The organism is Pseudomonas sp. GW822-FHT02G04 (genome assembly GCF_058802085.1).
Map to the genome: position 1 here is coordinate 41183 of NZ_JBXANU010000030.1, position 18941 is coordinate 60123.

17 protein-coding genes are annotated in these 18941 nt (G+C 59.9%); 5 read left to right on the forward strand and 12 right to left on the reverse strand.

The window, feature by feature from the left end:
• Nucleotides 1-78 precede the first annotated feature (78 nt).
• The 7 genes from AC1RO5_RS26580 to AC1RO5_RS26610 all read right to left on the reverse strand — a co-directional run bounded on the left by AC1RO5_RS26580 (nt 79) and on the right by AC1RO5_RS26610 (nt 10040).
• Nucleotides 79-1575: a sensor domain-containing diguanylate cyclase gene (locus tag AC1RO5_RS26580; protein WP_493178536.1), complete on the reverse strand. Its 1497-nt coding sequence runs from the start codon at nt 1573-1575 to the stop codon at nt 79-81.
• A gap of 148 nt (nt 1576-1723) precedes the next feature.
• Nucleotides 1724-3043, reverse strand: a complete 1320-nt coding sequence (locus AC1RO5_RS26585; RefSeq protein ID WP_493178537.1) for an OprD family porin — start codon at nt 3041-3043, stop codon at nt 1724-1726.
• Between the two features lie 195 nt (nt 3044-3238).
• The gene (locus AC1RO5_RS26590; protein ID WP_493178538.1) at nt 3239-3463 is read right to left on the reverse strand and encodes a hypothetical protein; all 225 of its coding nucleotides are present in this window, start codon (nt 3461-3463) and stop codon (nt 3239-3241) included.
• Between the two features lie 277 nt (nt 3464-3740).
• Nucleotides 3741-5105 carry a heavy metal sensor histidine kinase gene (locus AC1RO5_RS26595; RefSeq protein ID WP_493178540.1) on the reverse strand — a complete coding sequence of 455 codons (1365 nt, stop codon included), beginning with the start codon at nt 5103-5105 and terminating at the stop codon, nt 3741-3743.
• A complete protein-coding gene (locus AC1RO5_RS26600; RefSeq protein WP_007943491.1) occupies nt 5095-5772 on the reverse strand; it encodes a heavy metal response regulator transcription factor in 678 nt (225 codons plus the stop codon). Before AC1RO5_RS26600 ends, AC1RO5_RS26595 begins: the two co-directional genes overlap by 11 nt.
• Before the next feature lie 9 nt (nt 5773-5781).
• Entirely contained in the window at nt 5782-8883 is a 3102-nt protein-coding gene (locus AC1RO5_RS26605) for a multidrug efflux RND transporter permease subunit (protein ID WP_493178541.1), read from the reverse strand.
• Entirely contained in the window at nt 8880-10040 is a 1161-nt protein-coding gene (locus AC1RO5_RS26610; protein WP_493178543.1) for an efflux RND transporter periplasmic adaptor subunit, read from the reverse strand. Before AC1RO5_RS26610 ends, AC1RO5_RS26605 begins: the two co-directional genes overlap by 4 nt.
• 532 nt (nt 10041-10572) lie before the next feature.
• Between AC1RO5_RS26610 and AC1RO5_RS26615 the strand changes: the two genes are divergently transcribed.
• Together AC1RO5_RS26615 and AC1RO5_RS26620 are read left to right on the forward strand one after the other, a co-directional pair.
• A complete protein-coding gene (locus AC1RO5_RS26615) occupies nt 10573-10938 on the forward strand; it encodes a DUF6124 family protein (protein WP_493178544.1) in 366 nt (121 codons plus the stop codon).
• Nucleotides 10939-11183: 245 nt separating this feature from the next.
• Nucleotides 11184-11441 carry a hypothetical protein gene (locus AC1RO5_RS26620; RefSeq protein WP_493178545.1) on the forward strand — a complete coding sequence of 86 codons (258 nt, stop codon included), beginning with the start codon at nt 11184-11186 and terminating at the stop codon, nt 11439-11441.
• An 83-nt stretch (nt 11442-11524) separates the two neighbouring features.
• Here the strand turns inward: AC1RO5_RS26620 and AC1RO5_RS26625 are convergent, their stop codons facing one another.
• The 5 genes from AC1RO5_RS26625 to norR all read right to left on the reverse strand — a co-directional run bounded on the left by AC1RO5_RS26625 (nt 11525) and on the right by norR (nt 15979).
• Nucleotides 11525-12274, reverse strand: a complete 750-nt coding sequence (locus tag AC1RO5_RS26625; RefSeq protein ID WP_493178547.1) for a YkgJ family cysteine cluster protein — start codon at nt 12272-12274, stop codon at nt 11525-11527.
• Nucleotides 12275-12357: 83 nt separating this feature from the next.
• Nucleotides 12358-12684 carry a hypothetical protein gene (locus AC1RO5_RS26630; RefSeq protein ID WP_493178548.1) on the reverse strand — a complete coding sequence of 109 codons (327 nt, stop codon included), beginning with the start codon at nt 12682-12684 and terminating at the stop codon, nt 12358-12360.
• 71 nt (nt 12685-12755) lie between these two features.
• On the reverse strand, nt 12756-13214 hold the full coding sequence (locus AC1RO5_RS26635; protein WP_493178550.1) for a GNAT family N-acetyltransferase: 459 nt from the start codon (nt 13212-13214) through the stop codon (nt 12756-12758).
• A gap of 27 nt (nt 13215-13241) precedes the next feature.
• On the reverse strand, nt 13242-14144 hold the full coding sequence (locus AC1RO5_RS26640) for a chemotaxis protein CheV (protein WP_493178551.1): 903 nt from the start codon (nt 14142-14144) through the stop codon (nt 13242-13244).
• Nucleotides 14145-14425: 281 nt separating this feature from the next.
• The gene (gene norR / locus AC1RO5_RS26645; RefSeq protein ID WP_493178553.1) at nt 14426-15979 is read right to left on the reverse strand and encodes a nitric oxide reductase transcriptional regulator NorR; all 1554 of its coding nucleotides are present in this window, start codon (nt 15977-15979) and stop codon (nt 14426-14428) included.
• Nucleotides 15980-16126: 147 nt separating this feature from the next.
• Between norR and hmpA the strand changes: the two genes are divergently transcribed.
• The 3 genes from hmpA (at nt 16127) to AC1RO5_RS26660 (ending at nt 18603) form a co-directional block, all read left to right on the forward strand.
• Nucleotides 16127-17308 carry an NO-inducible flavohemoprotein gene (hmpA, locus tag AC1RO5_RS26650; protein WP_493178554.1) on the forward strand — a complete coding sequence of 394 codons (1182 nt, stop codon included), beginning with the start codon at nt 16127-16129 and terminating at the stop codon, nt 17306-17308.
• A 199-nt stretch (nt 17309-17507) separates the two neighbouring features.
• Entirely contained in the window at nt 17508-18068 is a 561-nt protein-coding gene (locus AC1RO5_RS26655) for an ester cyclase (protein ID WP_493178555.1), read from the forward strand.
• A 25-nt stretch (nt 18069-18093) separates the two neighbouring features.
• Nucleotides 18094-18603, forward strand: coding sequence for a disulfide bond formation protein B (locus AC1RO5_RS26660; protein ID WP_493178556.1), 510 nt, complete (start codon nt 18094-18096; stop codon nt 18601-18603).
• Nucleotides 18604-18941: the final 338 nt, after the last annotated feature.

An 18941-nucleotide genomic window follows, 5' to 3' on the forward strand; every position in this document is an offset into this window, starting at 1 on the left:
AGCTCGGGACGCTCCGCCTCCTGCCAAAGCGGACGCGGAGCGTCCGGGGAGGCATTCCCACGCGGAGCGTGGGAACGATCAACCCGTGGCGACCACCCGGTTCCGCCCGTTTTCCTTGGCCTGATACAACGCCTTGTCCGCCAAAAACAGCAACTGTTCCAGGCTGATGTCGGTTGCCGTCGTCCAGGTACTGATACCGATACTGACAGTAATCGGCGACTCATCCTTTCCAACCAACGGCAACTGTTCCACCGCTGCACGGATTTTATCGGCAATCTGTTGCGCGCCGGCGCTGTCGGTTTCAGCCAGGATCACCGAAAACTCCTCGCCACCGTACCGGGCGGCCAGGTCCGCCGGCCGTCGGATATGGATGCCGACCACCTTGGCCACCGAGCGCAAGGCATCGTCGCCGCCCTGATGGCCATGGCGATCGTTGAACCCCTTGAAGTGATCGACATCGATCATCAACAGCGACAACGGCTGACCGGAACGTTGGGCACGGAACCATTCATGGCGCAGGGCCTGATCCAGACTTCGGCGATTGGCCAGACCGGTCAAGGGGTCGGTGGCGGCCAGTTGTGCCAGTTCCTGCTCGGCACTTTGGCGTCGACGCAGTTCCCGGCAGAGCAACCAGGTCAGCCACAGCAAGCTCACGCACAGAGCAATGGTCGCAGAGCTGACCACCACTGCAGTGCGCTTCCAGGCCGCGAAGACTTCATCGCTGGACAGCGCAACGATGACGATCAACGGCAAGTTCCCGACCTTGGAGAAAGTGTACAAGCGCTTGTCATGGTATCGATCGGACATGCTGGTGAAGCTGCCGTTGCCTTCTTTGACGATGCGCTGAAAATTGGGGCGGTTACCGAAGTTCTTGCCGATCAGCTCTTCGGCCAGACGTGGCTGCTGAGCCAGAAGAGTCCCGTCCTTGCTGATCAGATTGATCGTACTGTCGCGACCGATGCTCAAGCTGTTGAACAACTGATCGAAGTAACTCAAACGCATGGCGGCTTCGGCCACACCGAGGAACTCGCCCTGGGGACCGTTCATCCGGCGGCTGAAACTGATCCGCCAATCCTGTTCCGGCGCCCTGGCCCTGAAGGGGCGACTGATGAACATGCCCGGGTCCGGGTTGTTCACGTGGGACTGGAAGTATTCGCGATCGGCAAAGTTGCTCTTTCTGGGTTCCACCGAGGCCGAGTCGGCGATCACGTCGCCCTTGTTGTCGAGCAACAAGATGTTGCCCTTGTACGGCGCGGCAGTGGCGCGGTCGAAATAGGCCAGATGGCGGATGGCAGGGGAAACGCTCTTGAGGTCTTCACGCTGGGAGGCCGCGATCAAACCCAGCAGGGACACGTCATAGAGTTCGACATTGCGCAGCACGTCGGCGTCGATCAATTGCACGATATTGTTGGCGGCGCGAGCGGCGGACGATTCGGCATTGGCGCGTTCGCGGATCAGCAGGAACGCGACGATGCTCAGTATTGCGATCACCAACAACACACTACTGAGAACCAGAAGCCGCTCCGACCGTGTCGAACGGATCGGATCACGGGATTTCGCACTGTTCACACTCATGGTTCTGACTTCTGCAAATAAGGCGTTATGAAAGTGCTTTTACAAGAATCGGGCAGAGTCCCAGAAACCGGTCGCGTCCAGCGCGTCTGTATAAATCCCGGATAAAAAAAAGGCCAGCAAAACATGCTGGCCTTTTGCTAATAGAAGCTTAGAAGACATTCAGCGGGTAATCGACAATTACCCGGTATTCATCCGTGTCCTGATCCAGCGCCCCATAACCATTGCCGCCACGGTTAGACGCCCATTGCAGACGCATCGCCAGGTCTTTGGCCTTGCCGCCCTGGACCACGTACTTGAGATCGATGTCTCGCTCCCAATGCCTGGCGTTTTTGCCGTCGGCGCTGTACCAAGAGGCGTAACCGCGGCTGTCCGGATCGACCTTGGTCAGGTCAAGTTCACCCCGGGAATAGGACACAGCCGAAGTCAGGCCGGGCATTCCGAGGCCAGCAAAGTCGTAGGCGTACTTGAGTTTCCACGAGCGCTCATTCGGACCGTTGAAGTCCGAATACTGCTGGGAGTTGTCGAGATAAATGCTGTCGCCCTGGCTGATGTAATCGAACGGCGTGTTGCCGTTGACCCGCTGATAGGCGGCGGTGACGCTGTGATTGCCCACGCCAATGGTGAAATGCAGGCTGTAGGTGTTGTTGTCGATGTTGCCCAGCAGTGCATCGCCGGTGTCTTGCGTGTGATAGAAGTGCAGGCCCGGGTTGAGGCTGACCAAGTCATTCAGCGAATAGGTGTAGTCCAGGTCGTAGTAGTACTGGTTCCAGATGTCCTTGAGTTCCGCCGCATACAGGCTGCTGGTCAGGCCCGGCAGGCCGCTCCAGGCCACGCCGGCCCAATTCAGATGCCGGCTTTCATCGCCATCGGCCAAGCTGCCATAGGACGTGCCGATGCGGGTGTGGCCGCTCTGGTTGTAGAGTTTGGTGAAGCTGGCCTGACCGCCTTCGATCATGAAACCGTCGAAACTGTGGTTGGTCAGGCTGACGCCGCGAAAGGTCTGCGGCAGCATGCGGGTTTCGCCGCCGGCGATCACCGGGTTGGCAAGGAACAGGTCGCCGGCCTTCAATTCAGTATCGAATGCACGCATTTTCAAGGTGCCGCCAGCCGTGGAAAACGAGCCCGGTGCCTTGCCGTTGCCATCGCTGATCGGCAGGATGCTCGACCCGTCGGTGCCGCCACCGCCGTCGAGCTTGAGCCCGAGCATCGCGTGGGCATCAACGCCGAAACCGACGGTGCCCTGGGTGAAACCCGATTCGAAGCGGCCGAGAAAGCCCTGACCCCACTCGATGTTGTCATCGGCTTTTTGCAGGCGATTACGGTTCATGTAGTAGTTGCGGGCATTGAGGTTGAGGCTCGATCCATCGACAAAGCCTTCGCGGCTGGATTCGTCGTCGGCCTGCGCGTTGTTGGCCATCGTTGCAGCGATTGCAATGAACAGCGGACTGAATCTGAGAGGGAAACGCACGTGCGGTAAAGCTCCTTGGGTCAACTGACTATTTCATTGTTTTGAAGTGCGGGATGTTTGTTGTCAGGGAAGACGAACTGCAGGGGTTTAAAACCACCACGAAAAAAAGCCGCTGATAGCAGCGGCTTTGAAGACAACTTTTCAAAGGGAAGAGCCGATGAACAGTGTCGAGGGAAACAGAGCGATACGTATGGATCAGCTGTCTTTCTCAACCCGTGGCTGGGCTTGAGTGCTCGACGCTTGAGGGGTTTGCGCAGCCTCTTGGGCCTTGGCTGTCAGTTCGCTTTGATACTGTTCGTAGGCTTTGGCGCGTTCGGCATTTTGTGCGACGAATGTCTGCGACTCTTCAGCCATGGCGAACGGAGACAGGAACAAGGACGACAAAATGAAAGCGCTGGCAATACCCATACGGTTGGACATCTTTTAAACCTTCTTGCTTGGCAAGTGCTGTTTGATGGGACAACGATAAGGGGCTTGGGCGAGGGGAAAAAGAGTGGATTGCATAAAGGACTATTGCGGTAAAAGTAACAGTCCGCAGTTGCAAGTGGTTTGGCTTTTTTTGTGGCGAGGGAGCTTGCTCCCGCTCGGCTGCGCAGCAGTCGTAATCGGAGTATGTGGTCTGTCTGATTGAATGTAGTCGTATTTTTGGGGCCGCTTCGCAGCCCAGCGCGAGCTCGCTCGCCACAGGGAGTGGGGGTCAGACTGGAAGGTGAATCCCGAAGGTATTCATCCCATGATCACTGCGCACAAACACATCCCCGCCATGCATCAGCGCAATCGCCTTGACGATCGCCAACCCCAGGCCATGGTTGTTGCCGCTGTTACTGCGTGACGCATCGACCCGGTAGAAGCGTTCGAACAGGCGCGGCAGATGCTCACTGGCAATCGGCGATCCCGGGTTGGCGACGCCGATGCTGACTTGGTGCTCTTCGACTTCGATCCGCACCTGAATCACTTGCCCTGGCGCTGTGTGCTGCACCGCGTTGCTCAGCAAGTTGATCAACGCCCGGCGCAGGTGAGCGATCTCTATTCGCACCTGCGCATCGCCACTGACCTCGACCTGAACCTGTGCATCCTCAAGAATGAAATCCAGATATTCCAGCGTCGTCGCCACTTCGTCGGCCAGTGAGGTGGACGTCAGTTGGGTGGCCTTGCTGCCCTGGTCGGCGCTGGCGAGGAACAGCATGTCGTTGATGATCGAGCGCAGCCGCTCCAACTCTTCGAGGTTCGATTGCAGCACTTCGAAATAGTGTTCGGCGGAACGCCCGCGTGTCAGCGCAACCTGGGTCTGGCCGATCAGGTTGGTTAGCGGCGAGCGCAGTTCATGGGCCACGTCGGCGTTGAACGATTCAAGTCGCGAATAGGCCTGTTCGACCCGTTCCAGTGTGGCGTTGAACGAGCTGACGAACTGATCGAGCTCAGGGGGCAATGGCGACAATTGCAGGCGCCCGGACAGCCGTGGTGGCGCCAGGCGCTGGGCTTCCTGCGACAACTTGATCAGCGGTTTGAGGCCGATCCGCGCCACCCAATAACCGAGTAGCGAGGCCAGCAATACCCCAATGATCGCCAGGCTGATCAGGGCGATCAGCAAGTGGTGCTGCGTCTCGTAAAAGGTTTCGGTGTCGATGCCGATCATGAAGCGCAGCGGCGGGCGCTGATCCTTGGCCGGCAACTCGGTTAGCAGCACTTTCAGCGGGTACGGATGGTCGGGCAACACCATGTCGCGCATGCCCAACGGGCCTTGGGCGAATGCGCGAATCGACGCGTCGGCTTGGCCATATTCATAACCGGGATTGCCGCTGACCACCCAAAAGCGAATGCGCTTGTCTTCTTCGCTCAGCAGTTTGAGTTTGGCGTTGATCTTCACCCAATGCTCGGGCGTGCCGTAACGGTTGAGCGCCGATTCGAGCACGCTGTAGCGGGCGTCGAGTTCTGCCTCGGGCAGCAGACCCAAGCCCTTGTCGACCTGTTGATACAGCGCACCGCCGATCAACAGGAACACCAGCAGCGCCACCAGCGTAAACATCCCGCTCAGGCGCAGCGCGATGGAATTACTGGACACCACGGCTCTCCAGCACATAACCCATGCCACGAATCGTGTGCAGCAATTTCTCGTCGAACGGCCCATCGAGCTTGGCCCGCAGGCGTTTGATCGCGACTTCGACCACGTTGGCGTCGCTGTCGAAATTGATGTCCCAGACCATCTCGGCGATGGCGGTTTTCGAGAGGATTTCCCCTTGTCGCCGCGCCAGTACGCTGAGCAGCGAAAACTCCTTGGCGGTCAGGTCCAGACGGGTGCCAGCGCGGGTGGCTTTGCGGCTGATCAAATCTATCCACAGGTCGGCGATGCTCACCTGCACTGGTTCATGACCACCACTGCGACGGGTCAGCGCTTGCAGGCGCGCCACCAGTTCGAGGAAGGAAAACGGTTTGCCGAGGTAGTCGTCGGCGCCATCGCGCAGGCCTTTGATGCGGTCTTCAACCCGCTCGCGGGCGGTGAGCATGATCACCGGGGTTTGCTTGCGCGCACGCAAGGCCCGCAGCACGCCGAAACCGTCGAGGCCCGGCAGCATGACGTCGAGGACAATCACCGCGTAGTCGCTTTCCAGCGCCAGGTGCAGGCCTTCGACGCCATCGCGGGCCACGTCCACGGTGTAGCCCTGTTCCGTCAAACCACGGTGTAGATAATCCGCGGTTTTTTCCTCGTCTTCGATAATCAGAACGCGCATGACCCCGCCTCAGTCTGTGGTCGCCAGCACCGGCTGCTGTGCTGGTGTGGGTCTATGGAATAGCCGCTCAAGCCACAAGTATATGACCGGCGTGGTGAACAGCGTCAGCGCCTGGCTCACCAGCAAGCCGCCGACTACCGCGATACCCAATGGCTGGCGCAGTTCGGCGCCGGTGCCGTAGCCGAGCATCAACGGCAGGGCGCCGAGCAGGGCGGCGAGGGTGGTCATGATGATCGGCCGGAACCGTGTGAGGCAGGCCTCATGGATCGCCTCTTGCGGCGGCAGGCCACGGTTGCGCTGGGCTTCCAGCGCGAAGTCGATCATCAGAATGCCGTTCTTCTTGACGATGCCGATCAGCAACACCAGCCCGATCAGCGCCATGATCGAAAAGTCCTGGCCGCAGATCCATAGCATGATCACCGCCCCGAGCCCCGCCGAGGGCAGGGTCGAGATGATCGTCAGCGGATGCACGAAGCTCTCGTACAGCACGCCAAGAATGATGTACACCGCCACCAACGCCGCCAGAATCAACCACGGCTGGCTGGCCAGCGAACTCTGGAACGCCTGGGCCGCGCCCTGGAAGTTACCGCTGATGGCGGCCGGCATACCGATGTCAGCCTTGGCCTGGTTGAGCATGATCACCGCATCACCCAACGCCACGCCGGATGCCAGGTTGAATGACAGGTTGGCCGCCGGGAACATCCCGTCGTGAGCGATGGACAGCGGGCCGATGGTCGGCGCATCAAATTTCGCCAGGGCCGACAGCGGCACCATTTCCCCACTCAGTGGCGAGCGCAGGTAGAAATAGTTGAGGCTTTCGGCCTTGCCGCGCTGTTTGGTGTCCAGTTCCAGAATCACGTTGTATTGATTGGTCTGGGTCTGGAATTCATTGATCTGCCGCTGACCGAAGGCGTCGTACAGCGCCTCGTCGACATCGCTGGCGGTCAGGCCGAAACGCGCTGCGGCGCTGCGGTCGATGCTGATGTGGGTGATGCTGCCGCCCAGTTGCAAGTCGTTGGAAATGTCACGGAACGCCGGGTTGCTGCGCAGTTTTTCCGTCAGGCGCTGGGTCCAGGTACTCAGGAGGGCACCGTCGTTGCTCTTGAGCACATATTGGTACTGGGCGCGGCTCGGGCCGGAACTGAGGTTGATGTCTTGCCCGGCGCGCAGGTACAGCACGATACCCGGGACTTTCATCAGTTGCGGGCGAATCCGGTCGATGAACTGGCTGGCGGACACATCGCGGTCGCTGCGTTTTTTCAGCGAAATCCAGAAGCGACCATTGGCGATGGTCTGGTTGCTGCCCGAAACACCGACCGAGTGAGAGAACGTCTCGACGGCGGGGTCGGCGGCGACGATTTCGGCCATCGCCAAGTGTTTTTTCACCATGTCGCCGTAGGAAATGTCTGCAGCTGCTTCGGTGGTGCCGAGGACAAAACCGGTGTCCTGCACCGGGAAGAAACCTTTGGGGATGAAGATGTAACCGGCGATGGCCAGACTGAGGGACAGGCCGAACACACCGATCATCAACTTTTGATGGGCGAGGGCGCGGCTCAGGCCTTTCTCGTACAGCGCCAACATACGTTCGCCGAAACCCGGTTTGCCGTGGGCGTGATGCGCCGGTGCGCGCATGAACAGTGCAGCCAACGTCGGTGCGAGCGTCAGGGACACCACCACCGAAATCATGATGGTCGAGGTCGCGGTCAGGGCGAATTCCTTGAACAGCCGCCCGACCACACCGCCCATGAACAGCAGCGGAATGAATGCTGCCACCAGTGAGAAACTGATCGAGACCACGGTAAAACCGATCTCGCCGGCACCCTTGATCGCCGCCTCGCGCATGCCATCGCCGGCCTCCAGGTGGCGGTGAATGTTTTCCACCACCACAATCGCATCGTCGACCACAAACCCGACGGACACCACGATCGCCACCAGCGTCAGGTTATTCAGGCTGAAGCCCATGATGTACATCAGGGCGAAGCTGGCGATCAGCGACACCCCGAGCACCGCCGTCACGATCAGGGTCGCCGACAACTGCCGCAGGAACAGCGCCATCACCGCCACCACCAACAGGACCGCGATCAGCAGGGTGACTTCCACTTCATGCAGCGAGGCGCGGATGGTCTGGGTGCGATCGATCAACACCTTGACCTGCACCGAGGCCGGCAGCATGGCATCCAGTGTCGGCAGGGCCGCTTGAATACGATCAACGGTCTCGACGATGTTGGCCCCCGGTTGCCGGAAAATCACCAGGTTCACCCCCGGCTGGCCGTCAGCCCAGGCCTGGATGTAGGCATCTTCCGAACCGTTGACGACTTTGGCGACGTCCTTGAGATGAACCGGAGCACCGTTCTTGTAGGAAACGATGAGTTGGCTGTAATCCTCGGGGTGGAACAACTGGTCGTTGGTGGACAGGGTCGAAATGCTCGACTCGCCGTACAACGCACCTTTGGCCTGGTTGAGGCTGGTTTGCTGGATCGCCAGGCGAATATCCGCCAGGGTCAGGCCAATGGCGGCGAGTTTGTCCGCCGAGGCCTGCACGCGAATCGCCGGACGTTGCTGACCGGTGATATTGACTTGGCCGACACCGTCGATCTGACTGATCTGACGGGCGAGCAGGGTTTCCACCAAATCGCTGAGTTCGGTGCCGGGCATTTGCAGTGAATTAATGCTGAGGATCAGCACCGGGCTGTCGGCCGGGTTGACCTTGCGCCAGGTCGGCAGGTTCGGCATGTCTTTGGGCAGCTTGCCGGCGGCGGTGTTGATCGCGGCCTGGACTTCCTGGGCGGCGGTGTCGATGCTTTTGTCGAGGGTGAATTGCAGGGTCAGGATGGTCGAGCCCAAGGCGCTGCTCGAGGTCATCTGGGTCACGCCGGGGATGGCGCTGAATTGCACTTCAAGCGGCGTGGCCACCGACGAGGCCATGGTCTCCGGGCTGGCGCCGGGCAGTTGCGCGGCCACCTGAATGGTCGGGAATTCCGCTTCCGGCAGTGGCGCAATCGACAGTCGCGGGAAGGCGATGACGCCGAGCAATACAAGGGCAAAGGTCAGCAGGACTGTCGCCACCGGATGATCGATGCACCACGCGGAAATCGAACCGTGGCCCTTCATGGTTTTGGCTCCGACTGGACCACTTGCGGCGGCTCGGTCAGTACCTGAACCGTGGCGCCGGGCTTGAGCCGTGATTGGCCATCGCTGACCAGTACATCGCCTGGTTTCACGCCTTTTATTATGTTCTGGCCACTACCTTGGTAGACCATCTGCACCTGCACGGCTTCGACCTTGTCGCCGTTGACCCGGTAGACGAAATGTTGATCGAGGCCGCGTTGTACGACGGTGGGTGGCACCACCAGCGCATTTTTATCCAGTGCAGTCTGAATCTTTACCGTCACCAGCAGGCCCGGCCAGAGTTTCTGTGCCGGGTTGGCGAATTCGGCCTTGGCGCGGATGGTGCCGGTGTTGGCGCTGATCTGGTTGTCGATCAGGGTCAGGTGGCCTTCGCCCAGCAGGTTGCCGGTTTCACCGTCAGTGTCGGCGCCGATGTAAGCCTTGACCGGTGCTTGCTGTGGATTGTTGATCAGGCCTTGCAGGGTCGGCAGCATTTGCTGCGGCAGGGAAAACTCCACCGCGATCGGGTCGATCTGAATCACTGTGAACAGGCCTTGGGTATCGGTCATGCGCAGGAAGTTGCCTTCATCCACCGTGCGAATCCCGACGCGACCGGTGACTGGCGAGCGAATCTGTGTGTAGGAAAGCTGCACCAGAGCGGCGTCGATCGAGGCCTGATTGCCTTGGGCGGTGGCTTTGAGTTGGTTGACCAGGGCTTGTTGCTGGTCGTAGGTCTGTTTGGACACGCCGTCGTCGACACTGAGCAATTTGTAGCGCTTAAGGTTGACCTGGGCCACTTGCAGTTGCGCCTGGCTTTCGCCCAGTTGCGCCCGGGCCTGGTCGAGGCTGGCGCGGATCGAGCGGTCATCGAGGGTGGCCAGCAGGTCGCCTTGGTTCACCAGTTGGCCTTCCTTGACCAGCAGTTTGGTGAGGATGCCGTCGATTTGCGGGCGCACGACCACGCTGTGCAAGGACAACACCGAGCCGATGCCGCTGACGTAGCGGGGCATATCTTTTTCAGCGACGCTGACCACACGCACGGGGATGGCGGTGGGGGCGGCCAGTTTGGCGGTGGTGGGTTTGGTGGCGTACCAAACGCCCGTCGCTGCCAGGGCGATCAGAAGGGCGGCGAGCAGGGCGGTTTTTTTCTGAATTCGCATGCGAGTGGGGCGCCGGGCTGAGTGGTCTGGGTTTTGTCAGGTTTATACCTTCCTTTATAAACCTGTTCGCCGGTCAGGAGCGTGACTGGTAACTGACGGCTCTGTCAGTTTGGACCTCTCCTGATTGCTGCTGATCCCCTGATCTTGTCGGTCTGACAACCGCCCCATCTATAACGGGTGTACACAAACCCATGTAGGAGCTGCCGAAGGCTGCGATCTTTTGATGTTGATTTTCAAGATCAAAAGATCGCAGCCTCGTTTCACTCGACAGCTCCTACAGTAATCAGTGTCAGACGAGAACTCGGTGTTGGACGTGGGGATGTGGGGTGAATGCTGTTTTTGAATGTTTAATGGATGTATCAGAACGCAGACCTTTCCCACGCATCTTTCAGGTTGTCCGTCGGAAGCGGGCTCTCTAGTCTTTGGCTGTCGCTGCAAATTCAGCGGCCGGGCGTGAGATCCCCGAAACGCAGGCGAAAGCCTCACGACCATAACGGCAAGTGATGGCTCCAATTGAGATTAGGAGCTACAAATGGAAAACGATGATTCTGATTCGAACTTCAACAAAACCAGCCCCGACGCCCCTCGCGCCGAAGAATTACTCAAAGACCGCGAAGCTATAAAACGCGCGCTCGACTACTACCTCGATCCCCCAACGCCCTACACCGAAAAAAAACGCCGCCCCAGCACCATGTTCATGGTCGCCCCGAATATGGATACCGAAAGCCTCTTGGCCCACGCCTACGAATCGTTAGCCACGGCGAGTGTCCTGGCCAGCGATTTCGCCAACGACCTGACCGGCCCGCAGCGCTACACGGCGCTGGCGATTCAACAGAGCATCATGCTGGCGGAGCTGGCGGTGAACCGGGCGCTGGATAACGTCGATCCGCAGACGTAGGCAGGCGTTCAGTCAGATTGACCGCGTTATCGTTCTTCGCGGGCAAGCCTAGCTCCTACAGAATTCGATGTGATCGACACATGACCTGTAGGAGCGAGGCTTGCCCGCGAAGGCGGCAGGTCCGTCAGCACAAAACCCGACGGACTCGCTCGCGGCTTGAAGCTTGCGGCCCCCGACACAGGTATACTGCCGCCTTTCGCGGCTCGCCTACCGGGCCCGACTCTTTAGCATCACCCGGAGCTTTCATGACTTCCCCGACACAACCGCCGGTTGCCGACGCTTTGCGCGACGACCAGGCAGACCTGCCCGACAGCGTCGACTCCAGCGCCGACAGCGAAACCAAAGCGGCGATCCCGGCGTTCAAGTTTCCGTTTAAGCCGGGCGAACTGGCCGCAGCGAAGGGCGCCAGCCAGCCTTGGTACAAGAATGGCGCCAAGAACGGCCACACCAAGACCCCGGGCGCAGCGCCTCCCGGCACTCGTCGTTCGATGGGCAAGCGCTGAGTTTTTACCTGCGCGGTGCTTGATCTGCCGTCATCGCGAGCCTGCTCGCGATGACGGCCATTCAATACAACACACCCTCTGGCTCAGGTCGCCCGCAACGAAATAAACGCGTAGTTCAGCGGCGCTTCAGTCACCACCTGCGCCCCGGCCGCCAGCACTTGCCCGGCGATATCATCGCCAGACACATGAAACACCCATTCACCGCCCGACCCCGCCTGCGATTGCTGCGCCACCTGATCGATAACCATGGCGAACGCGGTCATGTCTGGCAGATAAGCAGTAAACCCATCGCCCTTCAGCGCTGTCGTCCGAATCCCCAATAGCGCGCAAATCGCATCTTTAGCCTGAATCTCATCGCGATCCGCCTGGCGGGAACGCTGGATCAATCCTGCGAGTTCCTGATCGACCAATTCACCGCCAACAATCAGATCCGGGCCTTTTTCCCACGACTCGGACGGACAATCCTTCGCCGCCGGGTTGAGCGAGATGTGCGGGTTGATTTCCATTGGATAGATGCGGCACACCAGCGGTCGGCGTTCGTAGATGCGGCAGAGGTTGTCTTCGTCAAGATTCCGGCAAGGGCCGACGTTGTAGGCGGCAAAGGTGATCGCCACGTGCGCCTCGCAGGCGCCGCTGCGAACCGGCATCGAACGGCGTTCGGCGTGTTCGCGTTGTTGTGTTGGCAGGCCCAGGCCATTGGCGAGAAAGGCTTCCACCAGCACGATCACCTGGCCGCCATCGGCCGCCCACATGCGGGCTTCAGCCAGTGTCAGGGGCACGTGGTGGTCGGTGCAGCATTTGCCACAACCTACGCAGGAAAACGGTGTATTCATTGAACGGCCAGTGACCTGTGAGGGCATGAAACGGCGACAGAAAGCCACCGCAAAGGCCTGTGCCAAAGCAAGTTATGCGCCATTCACTGCACTTTTGTGGTTGGACGGATGGAGTCCCATTCGGTGACGTAGGCGGTTTTGCTTTTCTTGTTGTAGAGGCACAGCTCGGTGCCTTGCTGGCCTTTCATGTGTTTTTGCGGGTACTGGCCTTGCAGCAGGAGTGCGGTATAACCGACCCGGTCATCGAACTGCGCGGCATTGCCGACGGGTTTGGTGTTTTTCAGGCCGCTGGCCTTGGTGCAACTGGCGAGCACGGCTTTGTCGAAGGCGGCCCAGGCATCGGGGCTGGAGGCGTGGGCCTGGGCGGCGAGGGTGGTGAGACAGAGGAAGGTCAGGGTGGTGGCTTTCATGATCGGGCATCCTTGGCGTGTAGTGGTCAAGGTCGGAGTATGCCTGATGGTTTGCTCGCGAAAGCGGTGTATCAGACAGGCACCGGCTCCCGCCGGACCACATACATCCCGGCACTTTCATACAAACCCCGCGCCCGAAGGTTGTCTTCCCGCACCTTCAAATCCACAAAACCTTCGCGGCTCTGCGCAAACACCTTGAAAGTATGGAGCAGCAGCGCACGGCCAAGTCCGAGGCCTCGAGCACGCGGGTGCACCACCAAATCCTTGATGTAGGCACTGGTCCAGCACTGGGCGACGCCGACGATGCCTTCGGCATCCAGAGCGATGAAGCACAGGGTCGGATCGTATTCAGGATCGGCTTCAAACCGCTGTTGCCAGACTTCCAGCGCCGGTACGCGGCCGCCACCATCCCGATAGCCCAGTTCCATCAAGTGATGAACGGCTTCGGCAAGTTCGGGACGGTACTCGGTCAGCTCAACGCCATTTGGCCAAGTGGAAAGCGGCACATCCTCAGCGAGGTTGCGCCGCATCAGAGAGCAAAATTCCTCGGCCAACACTCAGTGACCTTGTTCGGCGACGACCCTGGCCGCCTCGATCAGGCACTTGGTCAGTTCTGGCGAGGAGAACTTGGTCAGCACCGCGTTGGCCCCGGCCAGTCGAGCCTTCTCGCTGTTCATCGCGCTGTCCAGCGACGTGTGCAGCAGCACATAGAGGTGCGAGAAGTCCGGGGTTTCCCGCAGGGTGCGGGTGAAGGCATAGCCGTCCATCTCCGACATTTCGATGTCCGAGACGATCAGGTTGATCTGCTGGGCGGTGCCTTGCAGGTCCAGCAGGCAATCGATGGCTTCCTTGGCGCTGCGCGCGGTGTGGCATTGCAGGCCGAGGTTGCGCAGGGTGTGCACCGATTGTTGCAGGGCGACCTGGCTGTCATCGACCACCAGAATCCGTGCATTGCCCAGCACTTCGGCGTCTTCCATGCTCAATTCGGTCGGGGCCATTTCGATCTGTGCCGGCGCAATGCCGTGGATGACCTTTTCGATGTCCAGCACCTGCACCAGCGTGCCGTCGACCGACGTCACACCGGTGATGTATGAGCGCACGCCGCCAGAGCCGAAGGGCGGTGGACGGATGTCGGTGGTCAGGCAGTGGACGATCTTGCTCACCGCCTGAACATGCAGGCCCTGTTTGGAGCGGCTGACGTCGGTGACGATCAGGCAGCCACCGTTCGGGTCTTCCAGCGGTCGTTCGCCGATGGCGCGACTCAGGTCGATCACCGACAACGAGGCGCCGCGCAGGGTGGCGATGCCTTTGACGTGGGGATGCGACTCCGGCAGCTTGGTCAGCGGCGGGCAGGGGATGATTTCGCTGACTTTCAGCAGGTTGATCGCCATCAGCTTGCCGCTGCGCAAGGTAAACAGCAGAAGCGAAAGTGAATCTGCGCGGGCTTTGTTGGAAGACATAAAAACCTTCTGTGGAAAAGGTGAGGCGATTATGAGCATCGCCAACAGCTATCGATGCCGGGTTATCGACTTGTTGGGGGCTGGCTTTAGGGGAAATGCCCATTGCCAGCCAAACGGTGACCCCTGTGGCGAGGGAGCTTGCTCCCGCTCGGCTGCGTAGCAGTCGCAAAACCGGCAACTGCGTATTGCCTGATACAACGCGGCGACTGATTTAGGAGCGCTGCGCACTCCAACGGGAGCAAGCGCCCTCGCCACAAGAGTATTACTTCATTCTGGTGAAACTATTTCATGCCCAACCGCTTGGCCATCCGCCCCAGGTTCGCCCGATCCAGACCCAACTCCCGCGCCGCGCTGGCCCAGTTGTGGTGATGCCGTTCCAGGCAAGCGCTGATCAGTTGGCGCTGATAGTGCTCAGTGGCTTCACGCAAATCCCCTGAAACCAACTCAGCCGCCGGCGCAGCAACCACGGGTTCCGACACGTGCTCAACGCCGCCATTGGGCAAATCCAGATCCGCCGCGCTCAAGCTGAGAATCTTCGGCCGTTGCGTGCAATTACCCAGCGCCTTCAACGCGCTGCGGCCAATCAAGTGCTCAAGCTCCCGCACGTTCCCCGGCCAACCATACCCCAACAATGCCGCTTGGGCATCGCTGGTCAGGCGCAGGCTGTTGAGGCCCATGCGTGAGCGGTTTTGCTCCAGGAAATAGCCGCTGAGCAACAGCACATCCCGACCGCGATCTCGCAATGCGGGCACCAGCAGCGGGTAAACGCTCAGGCGATGATAGAAGTCGGCGCGGTAGCGGCCGCTGCGTACTTCCTCGGCCAGGTCGCGGTTGGTCGCTGCGATCAGCCGCACGTCGACCTGATGTTCCTTGTCCGACCCCAACCGCTGCAATTGCCCGCTCTGCAGCACCCTCAACAATTTGGCCTGCACCGCCAGCGACAGTTCGCCCACTTCATCGAGGAACAACGTGCCGCCGTTGGCCAGTTCGAACTTGCCGCGACGATCGTTCATCGCGCCGGTGAAGGCGCCACGCACATGGCCGAACAGTTCGCTCTCCACCAGGGTGTCCGGCAGGGCGGCGCAGTTGAGGCTGATGATCGGTTTGTCGGCCCGGGGCGACGCGGCGTGGATAGCCTGGGCCACCAGCTCTTTACCGACCCCGGTTTCCCCGGTGATCAGCACCGTCAGATCACTGCCGCCCACCAGGTTGATTTCTTCCACCAGGCGTTTGTAAGCCTTGCTCTGGCCGATCATTTCGCGGCTCTGCTGGCCGCTGGCCTGTCGGTAAACCTCGGCGCGCTGATGTTCGTCTTCTGCGCGATTGGCCAGCCGTTCGATGCGCTCGGCGGCGTTGACCGTGGCGGCGGCGAGGCTGGCGAAGGCTTGCAGGGCGTCCAGTTCGATCGGTTCAAAACGTTCAGGGTCAAGGGCGTCGAGGGTCAGCAAACCCCACGGGCGCTCGTCGATAAACAGCGGGCAGCCCATGCAGTCGTGGACTTCCAAATGCTCGTGCAGGCCATCGACCAGGCCGTCATAAGGGTCGGGCAAGTCGCTGTCGGCGGCGAAGCGGGTCGGGCCGGGACTGCTGAGCAGCACTTCGAAGCGCGGGTGTTCGCTGATCTTGAAGCGTCGGCCGAGGGTGTCGGTGCTCAACCCGTCCACGGCCAGCGGCACCAGCCATTCGCCGTCGAGTCGCAGCAGGGCGGCGGCGTCGCAAGGGAGCAGGGCGCGCATGGCTTCGAGCAAGCGCCGATAGCGCTCGCCTTCGGGCAGCTCGCGGGACAGGTCGGAGACCAGGGGCAGCAGGGTCGTGAGCAGTAATTTTGCAGTCATAATGACTCCGTGTAGTCGCTATGACTATAAAGCGATGTGTGTCGATATGACTACTATGTTTTTAACTTATTGATTTATAAGGTTTTAATTGTTGGCATGGAAACTGATAAGCAAAGGGTATTCATATAAAGCCCAGGAGTTGCTCTTATGCTTAGCGTTCAAGACCGTGCCATCGTCAAATCCACCGTACCGTTGCTGGAAAGCGGTGGCGAAGCGTTGATCACTCACTTCTACCGCATGATGCTCTCCGAATACCCGGAAGTCCGCCCGCTGTTCAACCAGGCCCACCAGGCCAGCGGCGATCAGCCTCGCGCCTTGGCCAACGGTGTGTTGATGTATGCGCGGCACATTGACCAGCTCGATCAGTTGGGCGATCTGGTGGCCAAGATCATCAACAAGCACGTGGCCCTGCAAATCCTCCCGGAACATTACCCGATCGTGGGCAGCTGCCTGTTGCGAGCAATCTCTGAAGTGCTGGGTGAAGAAATCGCCACGCCTGAAGTGATGAGCGCCTGGGGCGCGGCCTACAACCAATTGGCCGAGATTCTGATCGGTGCTGAAGCCAGCATTTACGACCAGAAAGCCCAGGCACCGGGCGGCTGGCGCGGCGCGCGGGAATTCATCGTGGCGGCCAAGGTCGAGGAAAGCGCGGAAATCATCTCGTTCTACTTCGAACCGGCGGACAAAGGGCCGATTCTCGAGGCCGAGCCTGGTCAGTACATCGGTATGAAACTGATCCTCGATGGCGAAGAGATCCGGCGTAACTATTCGCTGTCGGCGCTGGCCAACAAGGGCCAGTACCGCATCAGCGTCAAGCGTGAAACCGGCGGTCGTGCCTCCAACCATTTGCACGATCAATTGCACGTCGGTGCGAGCATCATGCTGTTCCCGCCAGCGGGCGACTTCACCCTGACCGCCAGCGACAAACCGCTGGTGCTGATCAGTGGCGGTGTTGGCATCACCCCAACGCTGGCGATGCTCGAAGCGGCGCTGGCGACCGAGCGGCCGGTGCACTTTATCCACTGCGCGCGCAACGGCAGCGTGCATGCCTTCCGCGACTGGATCGACGGGCTGGCCGAACGTCATCCGCAGCTCAAGCGTTTCTATTGCTACGCCGAAGACGATGGTGTCAGCCCTGCGGCGGACAAGGTTGGCCTGCTGAGCCAGGAGCAACTCGGCGAATGGTTGCCGCAGCAGCGTGATGTGGATGCTTACTTCCTGGGGCCTAAAGGCTTCATGTCGGCGATCAAGCGTCACCTCAAGGCCTTGGGTGTGCCGGAGAAGCAAAGCCGTTACGAGTTCTTCGGACCGGCAGCGGCGTTGGAGTAAGGTTTTTTAAAAGATTTGCAGCCTTCGGCAGCGCCTACAGAGGATCGTGTACACCCCGTAGGAACTGCCAGAGGCTGCGATCTTTTGATTTTCGATTCGTAAAAAACGCTTAAAGGTTAATCCGTTCTTAACCGGTTTATCGTTTATTCCCCGATGCTGATGATAGGCGCTCGTTCGTTTACATGATCAGGATCGCCCCATGACTCACATCTCTTTCTCCCGCCGTTTAACCCTGGCCGGCCTCAGCCTGACCGCTGCGCTGCTGGCGAGTCCGTTTGCTTCTGCCGAATCGGCCTTGCTCCAGCCGCAGAGCCTGATCGTCGATCAGAGCCTGCCCAAGGCGCAGCGCGATTCCATGGAATTGGCCGCCCGGCGTTACGGCAGCTTCTGGAACACCGGGGAGGAGGCATTGGCCAAGGCGGCCTTATCGGAGCAGTTCGTCGACAAGACCCCGCCCGAAGGCCGGGGTCAGGGGCCGACCGGGCCGCTGCTGGCGTCGAAGTTCTTTCGCACGGCGGTGCCGGACCTGAGCTGCGAGATCGAGCAAATGATCATTGCCGGTGATCGAGTGGTGGTGCATCTGCACTTTCGCGGGCACTTCACCGGCCCGTTCAAGGCTCTCAAAGGTCAGGGCCAGCGTGTAGACTTCCGGGCAACCGATATCTATCAGATCGACAACGGTCGCATCGCGGCCAATTGGCATATCGAAGACAACATCAGTCTGATGCAGCAGCTGCAAGCGCAGCCGCCAGCGAGCTGATCCACGGACACAGAAGGGAAACGCGATGAGCGAGGAAACAATGCGGTTGGGACGTGAACGGCGCTATCTGGTGTTGCTGGGCATCATCTGCCTGGCGCTGATCGGTGGCGCGCTGTACATGCAAGTGGTGCTGGGCGAGGCGCCGTGCCCGCTATGCATCTTGCAGCGCTACGCATTGTTGCTGATCGCGCTCTTCGCGTTTATCGGCGCGGCGATGCGCACCCGCCGCAGCATCACGCTGTTCGAAGTGTTGGTGGTGATCTGTGCCATCGCGGGCGCCGGGGTGGCTGGGCATCACGTCTATACCCAGCTGTACCCGGAAGTCAGCTGTGGCATCGATGTGCTGCAACCGATCGTCGACGGTCTGCCGCTGGCGAAGATCTTCCCCTTGGGCTTCCAGGTCGACGGTTTCTGCTCCACGCCGTACCCGCCGATCCTTGGCTTGTCCCTGGCACAGTGGGCGCTGACGGCGTTCGTGCTGGTCGTGGTGCTGGTGCCGCTGCTCACTTCACGTAACCGCAAAGCGCTGCGCTGAGGCCGTCCGCCACACCGTTGCAGGAAACAAAAAACGCCCCGGTCCTCGTTGAGAGGCCGGGGCGTTTTGCATGTTCAAAGCTCAAATGAAAAGACCTTGATTCGCGACAATTATGGATGCGGCATGTGTGCGACATGTTGTCACAGCTCGAGTGTCGCAAGTCATTTCAAGACATGGAATCGGGACACCTCCAGGTACCCAAAACAGGCTCTGCAAGCCACTAGCGCTTTCAGCGCCAATCAGCCCAAACAGGCAGTTTTAACAGGGGCTGGCGAATTGCCAAAGCCCTTGTCACATAGGGGGTAGAGCAGGGTCTGAGGCGAGCGCAGAGCCCAGGA

What these genes read in the sequence shown, in the direction of transcription:
- AC1RO5_RS26580 (WP_493178536.1), bottom strand. Translation starts at nt 1,575, where the DNA reads ATGAGTGTGAACAGTGCGAAATCCCGTGATCCGATCCGTTCGACACGG.
- AC1RO5_RS26590 (WP_493178538.1), bottom strand. Translation starts at nt 3,463, where the DNA reads ATGTCCAACCGTATGGGTATTGCCAGCGCTTTCATTTTGTCGTCCTTG.
- AC1RO5_RS26600 (WP_007943491.1), bottom strand. Translation starts at nt 5,772, where the DNA reads ATGCGCGTTCTGATTATCGAAGACGAGGAAAAAACCGCGGATTATCTA.
- AC1RO5_RS26605 (WP_493178541.1), bottom strand. Translation starts at nt 8,883, where the DNA reads ATGAAGGGCCACGGTTCGATTTCCGCGTGGTGCATCGATCATCCGGTG.
- AC1RO5_RS26610 (WP_493178543.1), bottom strand. Translation starts at nt 10,040, where the DNA reads ATGCGAATTCAGAAAAAAACCGCCCTGCTCGCCGCCCTTCTGATCGCC.
- AC1RO5_RS26615 (WP_493178544.1), top strand. Translation starts at nt 10,573, where the DNA reads ATGGAAAACGATGATTCTGATTCGAACTTCAACAAAACCAGCCCCGAC.
- AC1RO5_RS26620 (WP_493178545.1), top strand. Translation starts at nt 11,184, where the DNA reads ATGACTTCCCCGACACAACCGCCGGTTGCCGACGCTTTGCGCGACGAC.
- AC1RO5_RS26625 (WP_493178547.1), bottom strand. Translation starts at nt 12,274, where the DNA reads ATGAATACACCGTTTTCCTGCGTAGGTTGTGGCAAATGCTGCACCGAC.
- AC1RO5_RS26630 (WP_493178548.1), bottom strand. Translation starts at nt 12,684, where the DNA reads ATGAAAGCCACCACCCTGACCTTCCTCTGTCTCACCACCCTCGCCGCC.
- AC1RO5_RS26635 (WP_493178550.1), bottom strand. Translation starts at nt 13,214, where the DNA reads ATGCGGCGCAACCTCGCTGAGGATGTGCCGCTTTCCACTTGGCCAAAT.
- AC1RO5_RS26640 (WP_493178551.1), bottom strand. Translation starts at nt 14,144, where the DNA reads ATGTCTTCCAACAAAGCCCGCGCAGATTCACTTTCGCTTCTGCTGTTT.
- norR (WP_493178553.1), bottom strand. Translation starts at nt 15,979, where the DNA reads ATGACTGCAAAATTACTGCTCACGACCCTGCTGCCCCTGGTCTCCGAC.
- hmpA (WP_493178554.1), top strand. Translation starts at nt 16,127, where the DNA reads ATGCTTAGCGTTCAAGACCGTGCCATCGTCAAATCCACCGTACCGTTG.
- AC1RO5_RS26655 (WP_493178555.1), top strand. Translation starts at nt 17,508, where the DNA reads ATGACTCACATCTCTTTCTCCCGCCGTTTAACCCTGGCCGGCCTCAGC.
- AC1RO5_RS26660 (WP_493178556.1), top strand. Translation starts at nt 18,094, where the DNA reads ATGAGCGAGGAAACAATGCGGTTGGGACGTGAACGGCGCTATCTGGTG.